The sequence below is a fragment of the Robertmurraya massiliosenegalensis JC6 genome, assembly GCF_000311725.1.
Lineage (GTDB): Bacteria > Bacillota > Bacilli > Bacillales > Cytobacillaceae > Robertmurraya > Robertmurraya massiliosenegalensis.
This window is the reverse complement of the sequence record NZ_HE978518.1, coordinates 87,654-104,301: the sequence shown is the minus strand read 5'-3', so window position 1 is coordinate 104,301 and position 16,648 is coordinate 87,654. Positions and strand designations below refer to the sequence as shown.

The 16,648-nt window shown below is 37.3% G+C and carries 13 protein-coding genes; 4 read left to right on the top strand and 9 right to left on the bottom strand.

All coding sequences use genetic code 11. The annotated features are described in order from the left end of the window. Positions 1–13: 13 nt before the first annotated feature. The 3 genes from arsD (at position 14) to BMSHG_RS22710 (ending at position 3,412) form a co-directional block, all read left to right on the top strand. Positions 14–376, top strand: coding sequence for an arsenite efflux transporter metallochaperone ArsD (gene arsD, locus BMSHG_RS22720; protein WP_019156760.1), 363 nt, complete (start codon positions 14–16; stop codon positions 374–376). Positions 377–381: 5 nt separating this feature from the next. Continuing rightward, positions 382–2,145, top strand: coding sequence for an arsenical pump-driving ATPase (gene arsA / locus BMSHG_RS22715; protein WP_026073594.1), 1,764 nt, complete (start codon positions 382–384; stop codon positions 2,143–2,145). Positions 2,146–2,614: 469 nt separating this feature from the next. Continuing rightward, positions 2,615–3,412 carry a Cof-type HAD-IIB family hydrolase gene (locus BMSHG_RS22710; protein WP_019156758.1) on the top strand — a complete coding sequence of 266 codons (798 nt, stop codon included), beginning with the start codon at positions 2,615–2,617 and terminating at the stop codon, positions 3,410–3,412. Between the two features lie 185 nt (positions 3,413–3,597). On the opposite strand, the gene BMSHG_RS22700 is transcribed toward BMSHG_RS22710, so the two are convergent. From BMSHG_RS22700 to BMSHG_RS22660, 9 genes are all read right to left on the bottom strand, one after another. Next, the gene (locus tag BMSHG_RS22700; protein ID WP_019156756.1) at positions 3,598–4,077 is read right to left on the bottom strand and encodes a staygreen family protein; all 480 of its coding nucleotides are present in this window, start codon (positions 4,075–4,077) and stop codon (positions 3,598–3,600) included. Positions 4,078–4,184: 107 nt separating this feature from the next. Further along, on the bottom strand, positions 4,185–4,955 hold the full coding sequence (locus tag BMSHG_RS22695) for a hypothetical protein (RefSeq protein ID WP_019156755.1): 771 nt from the start codon (positions 4,953–4,955) through the stop codon (positions 4,185–4,187). A gap of 107 nt (positions 4,956–5,062) precedes the next feature. Next, entirely contained in the window at positions 5,063–6,466 is a 1,404-nt protein-coding gene (locus tag BMSHG_RS22690; protein ID WP_019156754.1) for an alanine/glycine:cation symporter family protein, read from the bottom strand. Between the two features lie 108 nt (positions 6,467–6,574). Beyond that, a complete protein-coding gene (locus BMSHG_RS22685; RefSeq protein ID WP_019156753.1) occupies positions 6,575–7,849 on the bottom strand; it encodes an MFS transporter in 1,275 nt (424 codons plus the stop codon). A 1-nt stretch (position 7,850) separates the two neighbouring features. Beyond that, positions 7,851–8,309 (bottom strand): ArsR/SmtB family transcription factor, encoded by a 459-nt coding sequence (locus BMSHG_RS22680; protein WP_019156752.1) that lies wholly within the window; start codon positions 8,307–8,309, stop codon positions 7,851–7,853. Between the two features lie 137 nt (positions 8,310–8,446). Then, on the bottom strand, positions 8,447–10,888 hold the full coding sequence (parC, locus tag BMSHG_RS22675; protein ID WP_019156751.1) for a DNA topoisomerase IV subunit A: 2,442 nt from the start codon (positions 10,886–10,888) through the stop codon (positions 8,447–8,449). Then, complete coding sequence (gene parE, locus BMSHG_RS22670) at positions 10,881–12,863, bottom strand: DNA topoisomerase IV subunit B (RefSeq protein ID WP_019156750.1); 1,983 nt, start codon at positions 12,861–12,863, stop codon at positions 10,881–10,883. The genes parC and parE overlap by 8 nt, the downstream gene beginning before the upstream one ends. Positions 12,864–13,345: 482 nt before the next feature. Next, positions 13,346–13,759: a CoA-binding protein gene (locus BMSHG_RS22665; protein ID WP_019156749.1), complete on the bottom strand. Its 414-nt coding sequence runs from the start codon at positions 13,757–13,759 to the stop codon at positions 13,346–13,348. Positions 13,760–13,871: 112 nt separating this feature from the next. Continuing rightward, positions 13,872–15,590, bottom strand: coding sequence for a glycosyl hydrolase family 18 protein (locus BMSHG_RS22660; RefSeq protein WP_019156748.1), 1,719 nt, complete (start codon positions 15,588–15,590; stop codon positions 13,872–13,874). Between the two features lie 458 nt (positions 15,591–16,048). On the opposite strand from BMSHG_RS22660, the gene plsY reads away from it, so the two are divergent. Continuing rightward, positions 16,049–16,630, top strand: a complete 582-nt coding sequence (plsY, locus tag BMSHG_RS22655) for a glycerol-3-phosphate 1-O-acyltransferase PlsY (protein WP_019156747.1) — start codon at positions 16,049–16,051, stop codon at positions 16,628–16,630. Positions 16,631–16,648: the final 18 nt, after the last annotated feature.

Sequence of the window (16,648 nt, the reverse complement as noted above, 5' to 3'; positions counted from 1 at the left end):
AGGAGGTTATCAAATGAATAACGTACAAATCTTTGATCCAGCTCTATGCTGTCCAACCGGGGTGTGTGGTCCAAGTGTTAATCCAGAATTAACAAGGGTTGCTACGGCAATTTTCCGACTAGAGAAAAAAGGTTTTGATATTCAACGATTTAATCTTTCGAATGAACCAGCAAAATTTATAGAGAATGTTCAAATCAACAAAATTTTACACGAAAAAGGTCCTGATTCACTTCCCATTACATTGGTAAATGGCGAAGTAGTCATGATTGGGGAATATCCATCAAATGAACAATTTGCAACTTGGTTTGATGTCCGAATTGAAGATATTAAAGAGAGAAAAGTCGAATCCAAATTGGAACTTTTAAGAGAGAAGTGAAAATGATGTTTCAACCTTTTGAACCCGAAAATAGTATCTTTACACCATATCTGTTTTTTACAGGAAAAGGGGGTGTCGGAAAAACATCAACAGCATGTGCGACAGCTATTTCACTCGCAGATTCAGGAAAGAAAGTGCTGCTTGTCAGCACAGATCCGGCATCAAATCTACAGGATGTATTGGAAATAGAGCTAGGCAATACTCCGATAGAGGTAGCGAGTGTGGAAAATTTATTTGCATGTAATCTAGATCCAGAAGTTGCAGCAAGTACCTACCGTGATAAAGTGATCGGTCCTTATCGAGGGCTTCTTCCTGATTCAGTGGTCGCAACGATGGAGGAACAACTATCAGGAGCATGTACAGTAGAAATCGCAGCATTTGATGAATTTGCGAGCCTCTTAACTGATTCATCAATTTTAGAAAAATATGAGCATATTATTTTTGATACGGCCCCGACTGGACATACTCTAAGGTTACTGCAGCTTCCTTCAGCATGGAGTGGCTTTTTGGCAGATAGTACTCATGGTGCTTCCTGTCTTGGTCCGCTATCAGGGTTAGCGGATAAAAAAGAAATGTATAACAAAACGGTTGAGGCGTTGTCAGATCAAGATAAAACGACCTTAATACTGGTCTCAAGACCTGACGAATCATCACTGATTGAAGCAAATCGAGCCTCTATCGAATTAAAGGCTATCGGGATTCAAAATCAGTATTTGATTATCAACGGCTTGATGAAAACTTTTGTCCCAGAAGATAAGCTGTCAGTTTCTTTATATAAAAAACAGCAAAGGATGATCAAACAACTTCCAGAAAACCTAAAACAAAATATTACTTACTCCTTACCATATGTTTCGTATTCCTTAACAGGGGTGGAAAGTCTTCGTTATTTCTTAAAACAATACACATTGGTTACAACAGAATCTCAGCAGCACGTAAGAGAGTCATCATTGTCTAGTTTGCATGATGTGATGAAAAATGTGGCAGGAAAACGTGTTATTTTTACAATGGGGAAAGGAGGCGTTGGCAAAACGACGATTGCCTCTGCCATTGCTGTAGGATTAGTTGAAAATGGACAGAAAGTACATTTGACGACAACAGATCCAGCTGCTCATCTTGGACATATATTTGGTGAAAATTCAGGGAATGAACGATTAACCATTAGTCGAATTGATCCTGAAAAAGTAGTAGAATCATATAAAAGGGACGTTTTATTAAAAGCAAGTAAAGGTCTAGATGAGGCTGGTTTAGCGTATTTGGAGGAAGATTTAAACACTCCATGTACAGAAGAAATCGCCGTATTTCGTGCTTTTGCAGAAATAGTAGAAAGTTCAGAAGATGAAATTGTTGTGATTGATACAGCGCCAACAGGGCACACTTTATTACTTTTAGATGCGGCCCAATCGTATCATAAGGAGTTGGCTCGTTCAACTGGTGAGGTACCTGAAAGCGTGCAAAAACTCTTGCCGCGCCTTCGTAATCCGGATGAAACAAGCGTTCTAATTATTACTTTAGCAGAAGCCACGCCGGTGATGGAGGCCAGCAGATTACAGGCTGATTTAAGGCGTGCGCATATTTCTCCAGATTGGTGGATTATTAATCAGAGTTTACGTGCAACAGAGACAACAGATCCTATTTTACAAGGGAGAGCTGTTGCAGAAGAGCCTTGGATCACCAAAGTAAGACACGAACTTTCGAATCAGTGTGCCATTGTCCCGCTTAGCAATGAGGCGAAATCGGGGATGGAATATGTGAAGTCGTTTATAGATTAAAGGGAAGATAGTCATCTTATAAAAGGTGGCTATTTTTTTACTTTAGATCATACGTTCTTAATGTGGTGAAATAAAGATATCTTTAATACACCCACGAATCCACAACCTGATAAATAGGGAGGATGAATGGATGTCAAGGAACTCAAACTTGGGTTCTTGAATTAAAAGTTATAATATTAATAAAATGTCAATTTGAACATTGTTTTATATCGGTTTTACAAGATATTTAGTATTTTTGTGTTGCTTGTCAATTGTACAGTACAGCTGGGAACATTTAATATAATTTAATTTTCTAGTTTACATAATATTCATTATCGGAAGCTAAATCAAATGAGCGAGTCTCAGTCTCAATATCAAAGTATACTTGAAATAGTGAGACGAAATTAACATTTTGCTTTTTCTCATCAGTTTTTTAAAATTTCTTTTTCTGTTATAGTATTTAATATGTTATATAGAAAGGAATTACAAGATGAAATGCTTCTCTATTGATTTAGACGGAACCTTATTGAATTCTAAACGAGAAATCTCTGCTGAAAATCTCCATGTTTTAAAGGAATTAAAATCTCAAGGCCATTCTGTCATCATTAATACTGGCCGTGCTTATGATGACGTCATTCAATTTGAAGATTTAAACTCCTTGCAAATACCTATTTTTACAATTAATGGAACCGTTATCTATTCAGAAAATAAAGATGTCTTATTTGAAGCCTCTATTCCTCTGTCTTTGTATAAAGAGCTATTTTCCATTTTAAAACAATTTGGTTTATGGATAATGGTGTATACGAATCAAGGTGGATTTCCGTGTAGAAACCCGTATCTTCAAGGAAAAAGTGATGAGGAAATTGAACTGATTTTTGCAGATTATGACTATGAGCAAATGTTATCTAGAGAAAATCTTGTCATTTATAAAGTAATGGCAGTTAGTCGCCAGAATCAATTAGAGAAAATTGCTGCTGTAAAAGAAGCACTACAAGGCAAATTACCTTTGACGATCGCCTCTTCTCATCCGAATAATGTTGAACTTACTTCTGAAGAAGCAAACAAAGGTGCTGCATTATTACGCTATCAAAAATTAGTAAATGTCCATTTTAAAGAAATATTCGCCTTTGGCGATGGCGGAAATGATGTTGAACAATTTAAAGTAGCCACAACATCTGTTGCGATGGAGAATGCTCCTGTAGAAATTAAACAATTTGCGGATATCATTACTAAAACGAACGATGAAAATGGCTTTGCGTACGCAGTTAAGAATTTAATAAACGTTTGATATGATTAATGGCAGCTTTTTATTGCTGCTTTAATCATTAATAATTAGTTTACATAATGAAATTATAGTAAATAAAATCTCTCCATACTTACTACCATTAACTGGTCCACCCGCCTTAACGATTTCCTCTTCTTCTCTCCCGGTTACTGTGAACAAAACAAAAAACACAGGTCATGTATCCTGTGTTAAGAAACGGATTCTTGTAATGCTACAGTTAGATATTGTCTTGGTGTTCCGAAGTAAAGAAGTTGATGATAAAGCGGATAAACACATTCAAATTGTATATAAATGGGTGAATCTAAGAGCCAAGGATAATATTGATATAAGGCCCTGTCTCCATATACGATGGATGTTAATGCAAACGCGATCTCTTGTTGGAAGATCATGAATCGAATTTTTGAATTTTGCTCATCGTATTCACCATTGCTTACATGTACTTTACCGTTTAAAATGTATTGTCCCATTCGTGGTATCCATTCTGCCATCACTTCATCATGTATTTTCGGATTGATACAACTTTCATCATAACAATATCCAACTGTTAAAAATGTTTCTCCTGTTTCTTCCGAATGAGTCATGGTATATTTTCTTTCATCTACAGGCTTAAAAGGAGTCGCAGGCGGTAAAAATGTTACTTTTAATTTAGAAGGATTAAACTTACTCATGGAAGGTGTCCCCCAAATGTTGAAGTATTGTTTGCTTTAATATATGTTAAAAATTACTAAGGGTGACATGTGCCTACCATGAATGTCTAAATTATCTTTCTTCTTATTTATTGTTTGCTTTTTTCATAGGATGCTTCAATTACTTTTGTGGAAACGAGAATCCACTCCCCGTTTTTATATTCCCAAGTTGACTCTACATCTCCAATTACATCTCCTTGATGGACCCCGCTTATCGTTTGACGCCCTTTTAATCCTAATTTACTGCCATTAAGTTTAACCGGTTCTAATTTATTATACGAATGAACCATTAATTCCATTGGTTCATTTAGAATGCCATTATAATATAGCCCTGAATTTTCATAGTCTTCAGCACGGTTTTTTAGATTAAATTTATGTGATTTATGATTATTATCAATGTTAATTTTTGCTTTGTAGCCATCTAGGAACTGACTTTGAATTACCAGTGGATCAGGTACAGTTAAGTCAGTAACTGAATCGTCTTTTAAAGCGTATAAATAATGATTGGTTACCTCTCCACTTCCGCTATTGCTTACAGAAACGAGCATATCCTTTACCCCATCTTGATTGAGATCTTGGAATGTAAGATGGGGGCTAACCCCCTCTTCTAATTCAATTTGATGATTGCCGCCTTGGTTGTCGACTACCTCAATCGTCATTTTTTTAAAGAGAGAATTTTCCTCATCAATTGGTTCACCTTTAACAATGATATTCTCTTCTTTACCGTCTCCAGTTAAATCTTCATGTTCTTCTAATATGACCTTCATCTTTTCACTCTCATCTATGGCATAAGCCCCTGTTATAGCCGTAATAGACATGAAAAATAAGGCGAAAATTACGACCAAAATTTCTTTTTTCATCTTAAGTCACTCCTCCAATGAATTCATGAATAGAATGTCCATTTTTGGAAAAAAGATGCAAAAAACCAAAAAAAATCCCTACCATTTGATAGGGACCACATAAAATGTTATTGCTTTGCTTCTTTTCTTTCTTCCCACGACTCAATCCCTTTTAAACCAGGAATGGAATCTTTATAGAAGACAGGGTCTTTTCCTTGATTCCGTTGCCCCTTATAGTCTGTGAGTGCTTTAAAAGCGATATGTCCAAGAAGCACAATGGCAAGAATATTGATGAGAGCCATTACACCCATAAATAAGTCGGCCAGACTCCATACAACATCGAGATCAACAATCGAACCGTAAAATACCATCGCAACAACGGCTAAACGGTAAATAAAGACTGCTGATTTATTCTCTTTAATAAACTCAATATTCGTTTCACCATAGTAGTAATTTCCAATGACGGAACTAAAAGCAAACAGGAAAATCGCAATGGCGACAAATATCGTTGCCCAAGCTCCTAAATGTTCACTTAGCGCCGTTTGCGTCAACTGGATCCCTGTTTGACCGGACATGAAGTTATCGGATAAAAGAATCATAAACGCTGTGGCAGAACAAATAAGAATTGTATCAACAAATACGCCGAGGGTTTGGATTAACCCCTGCTTAACAGGATGGGAAACACTTGCCGTTGCAGCTGCATTTGGTGCACTACCCATTCCTGCTTCGTTTGAAAATAAGCCACGTTTAATTCCCATCATGATAGCAGCACCTATTCCACCGCCAACCATTTCTTCTATTCCAAAAGCATTCTTGATGATTAAACTGAATACTGTTGGTACCTCTGTTATATTTGTAATCACAACAAATAGAGCAATGACCAAGTAAATTAAAGCCATGATAGGTACAACAACTTGTGAAAAGCGAGCAATTCTTTTTACGCCTCCAAAGATGACGATGGCTGTTAAAATTGCTAATATAATGCCCATTACCGTACGGCTAACACCGAATGCTTCCGTGAAAGCAAGAGAGATTGTGTTTGATTGCACAGAATTAAAGATGAGTCCAAAGCAGAAGGTAATAATAATCGCAAAAATAATCCCCATAAAGCGATTATTTAAGCCTTTTTCCATGTAGTAAGCTGGTCCACCACGGTATCCATCTCTGTCTTTCACTTTATAGATTTGTGCTAATGTGCTTTCGACGAAACTAGAGCCTGCTCCTAAAAAGGCAATGAGCCACATCCAAAATACGGCACCAGGACCACCTGTTGCAATAGCAGTGGCAACCCCTGCAATATTTCCTGTTCCTACTCTTGAAGCCGCACTAATACAGAAAGCTTGGAAAGAAGATAACCCTCTTTTACCATTCGAAGACACGGTCGCCCTGTCTCCAAGGATTCTAAACATTTCTTTAAAAAAAGATAATTGGACAAAGCCTGTTTTTATACTAAAAAATAACCCTGCTCCAATCAATACGACAATTAAAATATAACTCCACATTAAATTATTCAAAAAATTTACAATTACCATATGTTCCCCCTAGTAGTAAAAAGTACATAATCATATCAAATCATATATCTGCATAATGATCAAAGTATATTTTTAAGTTATCCTAAAAAAATTATTATCATACCGTTTTTATCCTTCAACTGCAACAATATTGTCATTTATTGAACTGTTTAATTGCTGAATAAATCGTTTATTTCTTAATGAGTACAACACGATTATGAATATACTTGCACCGCAAATCAAAAGTAAGAACCATACCGGTGTGAATTCTAGTAAATATCCAAAAACAATAAATCCTAACGGTGTCATACAACTTGCTCCCGTTTCAACTAACGACATTACACGTCCTCGGTAGTGATCTGGAGTGCTTTTTTGCAATAAAACCATGACGGGCATATTAATGAGCATAATAAATGATGCAAGTAACAAGACAATTGTGATTAGGAATGGAAAAAAGAACATATTAGGTAAATTGCTTAACCCAGGTACACTTGGAATACCGAGAAGAATTAACATGCTAGACAACCCTACTAGACCACCAAATATACTTCGTTTTTTATTTTTGATTTCCTTCATTTGTGCTAAAACGATAGATATGATCAGCATCCCAATGGAAAAAGAACCTTCTATAATCCCTAATTGATAGGACTCCATCCCTCTTACGGTTAACACTAAATACGGCAAAGCAACTGGGAAGACAGCAAACCAAAAATTAAGAAAGACGGCAATAAAAAGAAGGTTTTTAATAAATGACTGCTGCTTTACATACGTAAGTCCAATTTTTAGTTCAGAGAAGAAAGTTTCTTCTTTTGCTTCTACTTTCTTTTCTGAAAATAAGTGATAGTTTATGAAAATACTAACTATTCCTGAAAAAGTAAAAGCGATAATATTGATGATCATGAACGTTGATATCGACATGAAACCAAATAGTACTCCTCCAAGTACAGGCCCTAATATCGTTGAAATAGATACAGCTACTTGATTTAATGACATTGCTTTTTGAATGTAATCGGAGCCAACCATATTATGAATCGCTGAAGTCACGGCAGTCGAATAGAAAGTGTTGAGAGAACTTAAGATGAAGGTCGCTAAAAATAAGAGCCAGATGTGTTGCGTAAGAAAAGTGAAGATGATAAAGATGACAAGAAGCCAAACTGCACAGGCAAAATCAGAAATAATAATGATTTTCTTTCTATCTATGCGATCGCTTAATGTTCCGGCGATCGGAGAGAGTAAGATTCTAGGTAATATGCTGACGAATAGTGTAATAGAAAAATTCAGACTGGATCCTGTCTCTGCTAAAATATAGAGACCTATAGCAAAGCCGTAGATGGAAGAACCAAGTACGGCCGTAAGCTTTCCAGTAAGAAAAAGGATAATATTTCTTTTGACCCATATTGGCATCTCAACTTTCCTCCTCTTCTTCTGGTAGCTTTATAAATTCACAATTGATCTCATAAGGTTTACGCTCTTGTTGCCCTTTAATGCTTTTTTCTACGTATTTTTTTAGCAATCGATCAAAATCTTTCGTAAACTCTTCCAATTCACTGTCAGATAAGGAAAGTGATGTTCCTCTTTTCATAAAGTAGTCGGTTTTTTCAGGTGAAAATTCATCTTTTAGTTTAAATTCAATCGCTTTTGAACGATAATACTTTTCGATAATTCCCTTATTGTTCTTCGTATCAGCTAACTCTAGAATTCCCCCGTTATAAAGCTGTTGGATATGATAATGAACGCTTCCATTTGATTTTCCAAGTTCATCGGCTACTTGCTTGGCTGTCATCGCATTTTCGTTTAATAAATAGATAATCTTTGCTCTCAGTGGACTAGATATTAATTTTTGTTGTTCCAATGTAATCTCCATTTTCCCATCATCCATTCTAATCATTAATTTGATTTTATTATACGTTCTAATTTTTTAGAATGCAATAATTAATTAGAATGATATAGGAAATTAAAAAACACTTAGCCCCTTGCTAAATGATTAGCAAGGGGCATAAATTAAGTTTCATTATTGGTATTTTCAGTAGTTGTTTTCCAAATGTGTTGGACTTTACCACTTGCGGTTTCATCAATGATGAATGAGCCATTGGTGTAACGATCATTGTAACGAAGTTCGGATGCTTTCGTGCTTTCGAGTTGCCCTTTTTCAGATTGAACGGTAATGTCATCATCTTCTCGGACAAGGACAGCCCCAACGACACGATGTGGATTTGATTTAAGCTCTCTAAGCATGACGACACCACGCTTTGCTCTTGAAGTTAAATCAAACTCGGTTAACTTCATTTTCTTAATAGAGCCACGCTGTGTCACAATAACAATACTTTCTTCATTTGAATTAGAAATAATATTTCCACTTGTGACGAAATCTCCGTCTTTCAGGTTCATTCCTTTAACCCCAGCTGCTCTTGCACCAACCAATGGCACTTCTTCTTCTGTAAATCTTAGTCCGTATCCTAAATAAGAAGTTAAGAAGAGTTCCGCTTTTCCGTCTGTTTCATGTACATCGATGAGTTCATCACCATTTTTTACATTAATAGCGACAAGTGGTTTCGAGTAGCGTTGTGCTTTATATTGCTTCAACTCTGTTTTCTTAATCATTCCATTTTTCGTGAAGAATAAGAGGTTAGAATCTTTTTCAAAATCTGCTACAGGTATCACTTTGATAATCGATTCATCACGATCAATTGGGACGATATTGGCTACATGTTGCCCAAGATCCTTCCAACGAATATCCGGTAGCTCATGTACTGGACAATATAAGTAATTACCTTTATTTGTGAAAAGAAGAAGCACATCTGTCGTATTCATTTCTAATTGAGCAAGAAGACGGTCTGAGTCCTTCATACCAAAATCCTGCCCATTAGAAGCAGCAAAGGAACGCGGACTTGTCCGTTTCACATAACCTTCTTTTGTGACAGTGACGATCACATCTTCACTTGCAATAAGTACTTCTAAATTAATTTTGATTTCTTCAATTTCAGCTTCAATTTTCGTCCGTCTTTCATCTGCGAATCGTTTCTTCACATCTTTTAGCTCTTTTTTGATAACAGATAAAAGTTTTCGTTCACTTGCAAGAATCGATGATAATTCTTCCACCTTCTTTGCTAGTTCCTCCGCTTCAGCTTGTAAGGCTGTAATATCTGTATTCGTTAATCGGTAAAGTTGTAAGGACACAATTGCTTCTGCTTGAGCTTCAGAGAATTGAAACTTTGCAATTAAATTGTCTTTCGCATTTCGTTTATCCTTAGATGCACGAATCGTTGCAATGACTTCATCAAGGATCGAAAGAGCTTTCATTAAGCCTTCAACAATATGCTGACGATCCCTTGCTTTTTGTAAATCATATTGTGTTCTGCGTGTAACGACTTCCTTTTGATGCTCGATATAAGCATCAAGAAGATTAAGTAAGCCCATTAATTTTGGTCTTCGATTATGGATAGCAACCATATTAAAACTATACGTAATTTGAAGGTCACTATTTTTATATAAATAATTAAGAACACCATTGGCATCTGCGTCTTTTTTTAGCTCAATGACAACACGGAGACCAGTGCGATCAGTTTCATCACGTACTTCAGAAATCCCTTCAACTTTACGATCCAAACGGAATTCATCGATTTTCTTAACGAGGTTGGCTTTGTTAATCTCATAAGGAATTTCTGTCACAACGATTTGTTGTTTGCCACCGCGGGTTGTTTCAATTTCGGTCTTCCCGCGCACTATAAATTTACCTTTTCCAGTTTCATACGCTTTCTTGATCCCTTCGACCCCTTGAATGATGCCCCCAGTTGGGAAATCAGGCCCTTTAATAACGGTCATTAAGTCATCGACCGTAGTTTGTGGGTTGTCCATGCGCATTATGACGCCATCAATAATTTCACCTAAGTGATGGGGAGGAATATCGGTCGCATAACCAGCGGAAATTCCGGTTGAACCATTAACCAGTAGGTTAGGATACATCGCTGGTAATACGGTTGGTTCACTTGCCGTATCATCAAAGTTCGGAACGAGATCGACCGTGTTTTTTTCGATATCCCTTAGAAGCTCAGCTGCGATGGCAGATAGTCTTGCTTCTGTATAACGCATCGCAGCAGGTGGATCACCATCAATACTTCCGTTATTTCCGTGCATCTCAACTAAGAGATTGCGGACCTTCCAATCTTGGCTCATCCTGACCATCGCTTCGTAAACGGAACTATCTCCATGAGGATGGTAGTTACCAATTACATTACCGACCGTTTTTGCTGATTTACGAAACCCTTTCTCACTCGTATTACCTTCTACATGCATAGCATATAGGATTCTGCGCTGAACGGGCTTCAAGCCATCTCGTGCGTCTGGTAATGCACGATCTTGAATAATGTACTTACTGTAGCGACCAAAACGGTCTCCAAGAACATCTTCTAACGGGAGGTCACGAAATTTCTCTGTACTACTCATGTTCAGTAACCTCCTCTTCCACTAAAATATTTTCATTTTCAAGAATGCTACCGTCTTCTTCAAGACCAAATGCAACATTCGATTCAATCCATTTCCGACGAGGTTCAACCTTGTCCCCCATCAATGTGGTTACACGTCTTTCCGCTCTCGCTGCATCATCAATCCGCACACGAATTAACGTCCGTGTTTCCGGGTCCATCGTCGTTTCCCAAAGTTGGTCGGCATTCATTTCACCAAGTCCTTTATAGCGTTGGATCATATAGCCTTTCCCAATTTTCTTAATGGCTCCATCAAGCTCATCATCGCTCCACGCATATTCGATTACTTCTTTCTTACCAGTCCCCTTACTCACTTTGTATAAAGGTGGAAGTGCAATAAATACTTTTCCAGCCTCTAGAAGTGGTTTCATGTATCGGTAAAAGAAAGTAAGTAGGAGAACTTGGATATGGGCACCATCTGTATCGGCATCGGTCATAATGACAACCTTGTCATAGTTACAGTCTTCAACATTGAAGTCTGCACCCACTCCTGCACCTATTGCATGAATAATCGTATTGATTTCTTCGTTTTTGAAGATATCAGCGAGTTTGGCTTTCTCTGTATTAATAACTTTACCACGTAAAGGAAGTACGGCTTGGAATTTCCGATCACGTCCTTGCTTTGCACTACCACCTGCAGAGTCTCCCTCTACTAAATAGAGTTCGTTACGCTGTGGATTTCGTGATTGAGCGGGAGTTAGTTTTCCAGAAAGAACCGCTTCGCCTTTTTTCCGTTTCTTCCCACTGCGCGCTTCTTCTCTTGCTTTACGTGCTGCCTCCCGTGCTTGATAAGCTTTAATTGCCTTTTTTATTAAAAGGGAGCTAATATCGGGATTCTCTTCGAAAAAGTAAGATAGATGTTCAGAAACGACAGCATCGACAGCAGATCTTGCCTCGCTTGTGCCTAGTTTCCCTTTCGTTTGCCCTTCAAACTGCAATAGTTCTTCTGGTACACGAACAGAAATGATCGCAGAAAAACCTTCACGTATATCAGAACCTTCAAGGTTTTTATCCTTTTCTTTAAGCAAGCTTACTTTTCTCGCATACTCATTAAATGCTCGCGTTAAAGCTGTTCTCGCTCCAGCTTCATGGGTACCGCCGTCCTTTGTTCGGACATTGTTTACAAACGATAGAACGTTTTCAGAGTATCCATCATTAAATTGAAAAGCAAAATCGACTTCAATCCCAGCGTTTACTCCTTCAAAGCTGACTACTGGATGGAGTACATCCTTTTCCTCATTTAAATATTGGACAAATGCTTCGATTCCATTTTCATAATGGAATTCTTCTTTCACATCATTGCGCTCATCTATAATTTCAATTTTCATTCCTTTTAATAGAAAAGCAGATTCACGGAGACGTTCGCATAAAGTCTCATAATTATAAGTTGTAGTGGAAAAGATTGTTCTATCTGGTTTGAAATGAATGGTTGTTCCTGCTTGATTCGTTTTCCCAACTTTTTCAAGTGTTGTAACAGGCACACCACCATGTTCAAAACGTTGTTCATAAACAAAGCCATCTCTCTTAATCTTAACAACAAGCCATTCTGAAAGGGCGTTAACCACTGATGCTCCGACACCATGTAGTCCCCCACTTGTTTTATAACCACCTTGTCCGAATTTACCTCCTGCATGAAGAACCGTTAAGATAATTTCTGGTGTCGGCTTTCCCATTTTGTGCATGCCTGTGGGCATTCCGCGCCCTTTATCTTGAACACTAATTGAATTGTCTTTATGTATCTTTACGATGATGTGGTCACCATAACCTGCTAATGCCTCATCTACCGAGTTATCGACAATTTCATATACTAAATGATGAAGACCTCTCGAATCAGTACTACCAATGTACATTCCGGGGCGTTTACGAACCGCTTCGAGACCTTCTAATACTTGAATGGCATCATCATTATATTCGAAGCTTTGCTGATTTCTTGCCACTTACATACCCCTTTCAATTGCTGCTACCAAATAATTTTTTATTTATAAAGAACGTTTCATAAGCGAAAACCAACGAAACCATTGATCGGTTTTTATTCGCGAAAAATAGGCTTTATCACTCTTAGAACGAGTGTTCCTGAAGTTAATCTTATCATATCAATTGCGTTTTTTCTTAAAGTTTTGTAGTTAATTTTGGAGAAATAAAACAAAAGTTTAAGAATCGTGAACGCTTTTCTTACTTATGAACACAAATATTATCCCTACTCAAAAAGAAACGTCTATGCACTATTGTATATAAATATAACGATTTAGCAAATAGGTCATCAACAATTTGCTTCAATTTAGGTAAGAGTTATTTAATCAACGGTTTGTTTAGAGGAGTTCTAGGAAAAGGAATCCACAACAATAATTAGGAATAAAGAATCATTTTAGATTCGATAAAAAAACTGTCAAGAAATACTCGACAGTTTTGTGATGAATCATTATTTTGTTAAAGCATGTTCCACTTTAATGCAGCGATCCATAATTACAGTATAGCCTTTTTCTTTTAAAAATTGATATGCTTCTTCGTTGACGACTCCAAGCTGTGCCCAAAAAATTTCAGCGTCAATATCAGCAAATTCTTTCGCTACATCCATTAAATGTTCAGGACGTCTAAATACGTTTACAACATCGACACGTCCTTCGATTTCTTTTAATGATTTTACAGCTTTCACTCCAAGAACTTCGTCTATAGTAGGATTCACAGGAATAATGTCATATCCAGCATCTTGCATCGCTTTAGAAACCATATAGGAAGTTCTTTCCGGATTGCCACTTAGGCCAACTACAGCAATTCGTTTTACTCTTTTTAGGATCTTTCCAATTTCCTCACGACTCGGATTTTCAATTGTCATTTAGTATCTCCTCCAATAAAAATGATCATATTTACATGTAAAAGGTAGTATTTCCTTCATTGTACGCTTTCAATGTAAAAAAATCATGTAATCAACTCCAAAGCAGGAGATTTTATTTTTGGGTGACTTGGCCATTATCCATATCTAAAGCGAGCCACGCAGTTTCATTAGCAAACGATCTAGACCAACTAGCAATACCAGCAAGCTCATATTTAGAAGCCAAGTTCACTCTCTTTCTAAGTGAAAGATCATCCTCAAGCCAAATTTTATATGTGCTTTTCTCCTCGGCTACATAAACTTCTGCATAATTTTGTCCACTTGCCTCATCATACGTTGGAGTTAGTTGATGTTGCTCCAACCATTCCTCCACTTTATCCATAGATAACGCTGAGGACGACACTTCTCCTGAGTCTTGAACTTGCCACAGGCGTGCATAAAGTGGTATCCCAAGGATTAGCTTTTCATTTGGAACTGACTCAAGGAGTTTTTGTAGATTCTCCTCGACCCAAGGCAGGCTTGCGACACTTCCAGCAATTGGTGAGGATCCCCAATGTTCGTCATAGGCCATGACGGCTAAATAATCGACGATATTTGCTAATTTTTCCCGTTCATAAAAAGCTGACCAATTTCCATCAGCTATAAAAGTAATGTCCATTGAGACGATGAGTCCAGCTTCATGGAAATAGGGTGTGGCTTCCCGAACAAATTGGGTCACGAGTGGACCATGCTCTGGTCGCACATTTTCGATATCTAAATTAATTCCATCTAATTGATAGATTTGACTATATTGGAGTAAAGTTCTAATTATTTTTTGACGGGTATCAAAATCTTTAAGAGCTTGGTATGTTAATTCGGGATCAAAAGCATTGGAAAAAAGTCCCCAAACTTGATATCCTTTGTCCTTCGCCCAAGTAACATAGGGTAAGGAACCAAGGTTTTTGATTTCTCCATTCTCGTTTTCTAATTCAAACCATGTTGGAGATACGACATTGACCCCAGGCATTTGCGGAAGACTATTAGGATGGGGTGTTTTAGTATAAACCGCTTCCCAAGTTAATTGAATTGGGCCGTCTATTTTTGGTAATGTCGCTTCTTTTTGCTCTCTAATAATAGTAATCGTTTCCTTCTCACCAGGTGAAACAAGCTTTTTTTCTATAAAACCTGCAACTCCGTCTTTTTTACGCACATAATAAAAATCGTCTTTCTCCTCTTCGATGGACACTTCTTCGCCCAAAGTTGTTTCAGAAGTATAAGGAGATTGGAGAGAGGGCTCTATTCTTAATCGAAGTTTTTCCTCATGAACCTCTTTTTCAGTAATTGTCGCATGCGTAATCTTTTCCCCGTTCTGTTGGATTAAGACCCCGTTTGTGTTTGGTAAAATAGTATATTCCATTGGGTAAAAACTGATAACGGGCTCTAATGCGAGATAAAGTTCGCCTGCTTTATCTTTGAGCGCTGAAAAGTGGAGTTCTACAGGCTCTTCATTTACATAATAGGTCAATGACTCCGAAGGCATTTGAATAACCTTATCTGCCGTTGTTATGATAATGGAATTAGACTTTTCGTCATAGCTAACACTGTCATCGATATTCTCTTGAATGAAAGCTAAAGGCACGTAGACACTATCATTATCTACAATTGCATTGCCTTTTTGAACTCCTTCAAATATTATCGGATTCTCCCCACTGAAGTATTCATGTTTTTCTTTTGAAGTAAAAGGGTATAAAAGTAATAGAATACTAGATAGGATTATACAGAATGCGATCAATAAGCCGCCAATGATCCACCCTTTTGAGATCATTTTCTTTTGATGATATTCAACACGTACCATGAATGAAATTCCTCCCCATGATTCCATCGTAACGAATTCAATCCATCTTGAAAAGAAAAACCTCATATAAGGAGGAATTTTCAAGTTTCATGACGAAATCTGTTAGTTGAAAATATAAATGTATGAACTAGTGCAACCTTTTGTCTATCCCTCTTATGATTTCAAGCATTGTGAAATGGCTTCCACACATGGTACAATAATTAAACATTAGTAGTAGGTCTTAAAAACAAATCGAAAGTACCTTTCTATCGCTGTACATACTGAAAATTCTCGATTTCTCCGATAATAGTAAGTGAATCACGCTTGACTTATCTTATCTTCTTTGGGGAAAGTTGAAATTTACTAGGCGTTAGGCGAGAGGATGAGATGTAGAAATACTATACATCTTGTGAAATCTATTTTCCTACTCAAATGAACAACAATAAAGAATGCAGCTTTTTTATAAAGGAGAACATTATATGGTCATTATTGCAATTATCATTTTATCTTATTTACTCGGTTCTATCCCTTCAGGCCTGATTGCTGGAAAAGCGAAAGGGATTGATATAAGGAAACATGGAAGCGGGAATTTAGGAGCGACCAATACCTTTCGCGTGTTAGGGGTTAAAGCAGGAATCATTGTAACACTTGCAGATATTTTAAAGGGAACGGTTGCGACAACTCTTCCCGATCTATTTAATCAATCAGACCTACACCCATTAATAGCTGGTGTTGCAGCGGTTATCGGGCATATGTTCCCACTCTTTGCTGGGTTTAAAGGGGGAAAAGCAGTTGCAACTTCTGGTGGCGTTCTTTTAGCATATGCACCTCTCATGTTCGTGGTCATTGTCACTGTGTTTATCCTTTGTTTGTACATAACGAAATATGTTTCCTTATCTTCAATTGTTGCCGCTATGGCTGCTCTTATATATGCCATTATTGACGGTGATCGTGCACTCATCATTGTAGTTGCTCTTCTTGCCTTCTTTGTCATTTATCGACACCGGGCAAACATTTCACGTATTAAAAATAAAACAGAGCCAAAGGTTAAATGGTTATAGAAAAAAGACCAGTATAGC

What these genes read in the sequence shown, in the direction of transcription:
- arsD (WP_019156760.1), top strand. Translation starts at nt 14, where the DNA reads ATGAATAACGTACAAATCTTTGATCCAGCTCTATGCTGTCCAACCGGG.
- BMSHG_RS22695 (WP_019156755.1), bottom strand. Translation starts at nt 4,955, where the DNA reads ATGAAAAAAGAAATTTTGGTCGTAATTTTCGCCTTATTTTTCATGTCT.
- plsY (WP_019156747.1), top strand. Translation starts at nt 16,049, where the DNA reads ATGGTCATTATTGCAATTATCATTTTATCTTATTTACTCGGTTCTATC.
- BMSHG_RS22710 (WP_019156758.1), top strand. Translation starts at nt 2,615, where the DNA reads ATGAAATGCTTCTCTATTGATTTAGACGGAACCTTATTGAATTCTAAA.
- BMSHG_RS22680 (WP_019156752.1), bottom strand. Translation starts at nt 8,309, where the DNA reads ATGGAGATTACATTGGAACAACAAAAATTAATATCTAGTCCACTGAGA.
- BMSHG_RS22685 (WP_019156753.1), bottom strand. Translation starts at nt 7,849, where the DNA reads ATGCCAATATGGGTCAAAAGAAATATTATCCTTTTTCTTACTGGAAAG.
- BMSHG_RS22665 (WP_019156749.1), bottom strand. Translation starts at nt 13,759, where the DNA reads ATGACAATTGAAAATCCGAGTCGTGAGGAAATTGGAAAGATCCTAAAA.
- parC (WP_019156751.1), bottom strand. Translation starts at nt 10,888, where the DNA reads ATGAGTAGTACAGAGAAATTTCGTGACCTCCCGTTAGAAGATGTTCTT.
- BMSHG_RS22660 (WP_019156748.1), bottom strand. Translation starts at nt 15,590, where the DNA reads ATGGTACGTGTTGAATATCATCAAAAGAAAATGATCTCAAAAGGGTGG.
- arsA (WP_026073594.1), top strand. Translation starts at nt 382, where the DNA reads ATGTTTCAACCTTTTGAACCCGAAAATAGTATCTTTACACCATATCTG.
- BMSHG_RS22700 (WP_019156756.1), bottom strand. Translation starts at nt 4,077, where the DNA reads ATGAGTAAGTTTAATCCTTCTAAATTAAAAGTAACATTTTTACCGCCT.
- BMSHG_RS22690 (WP_019156754.1), bottom strand. Translation starts at nt 6,466, where the DNA reads ATGGTAATTGTAAATTTTTTGAATAATTTAATGTGGAGTTATATTTTA.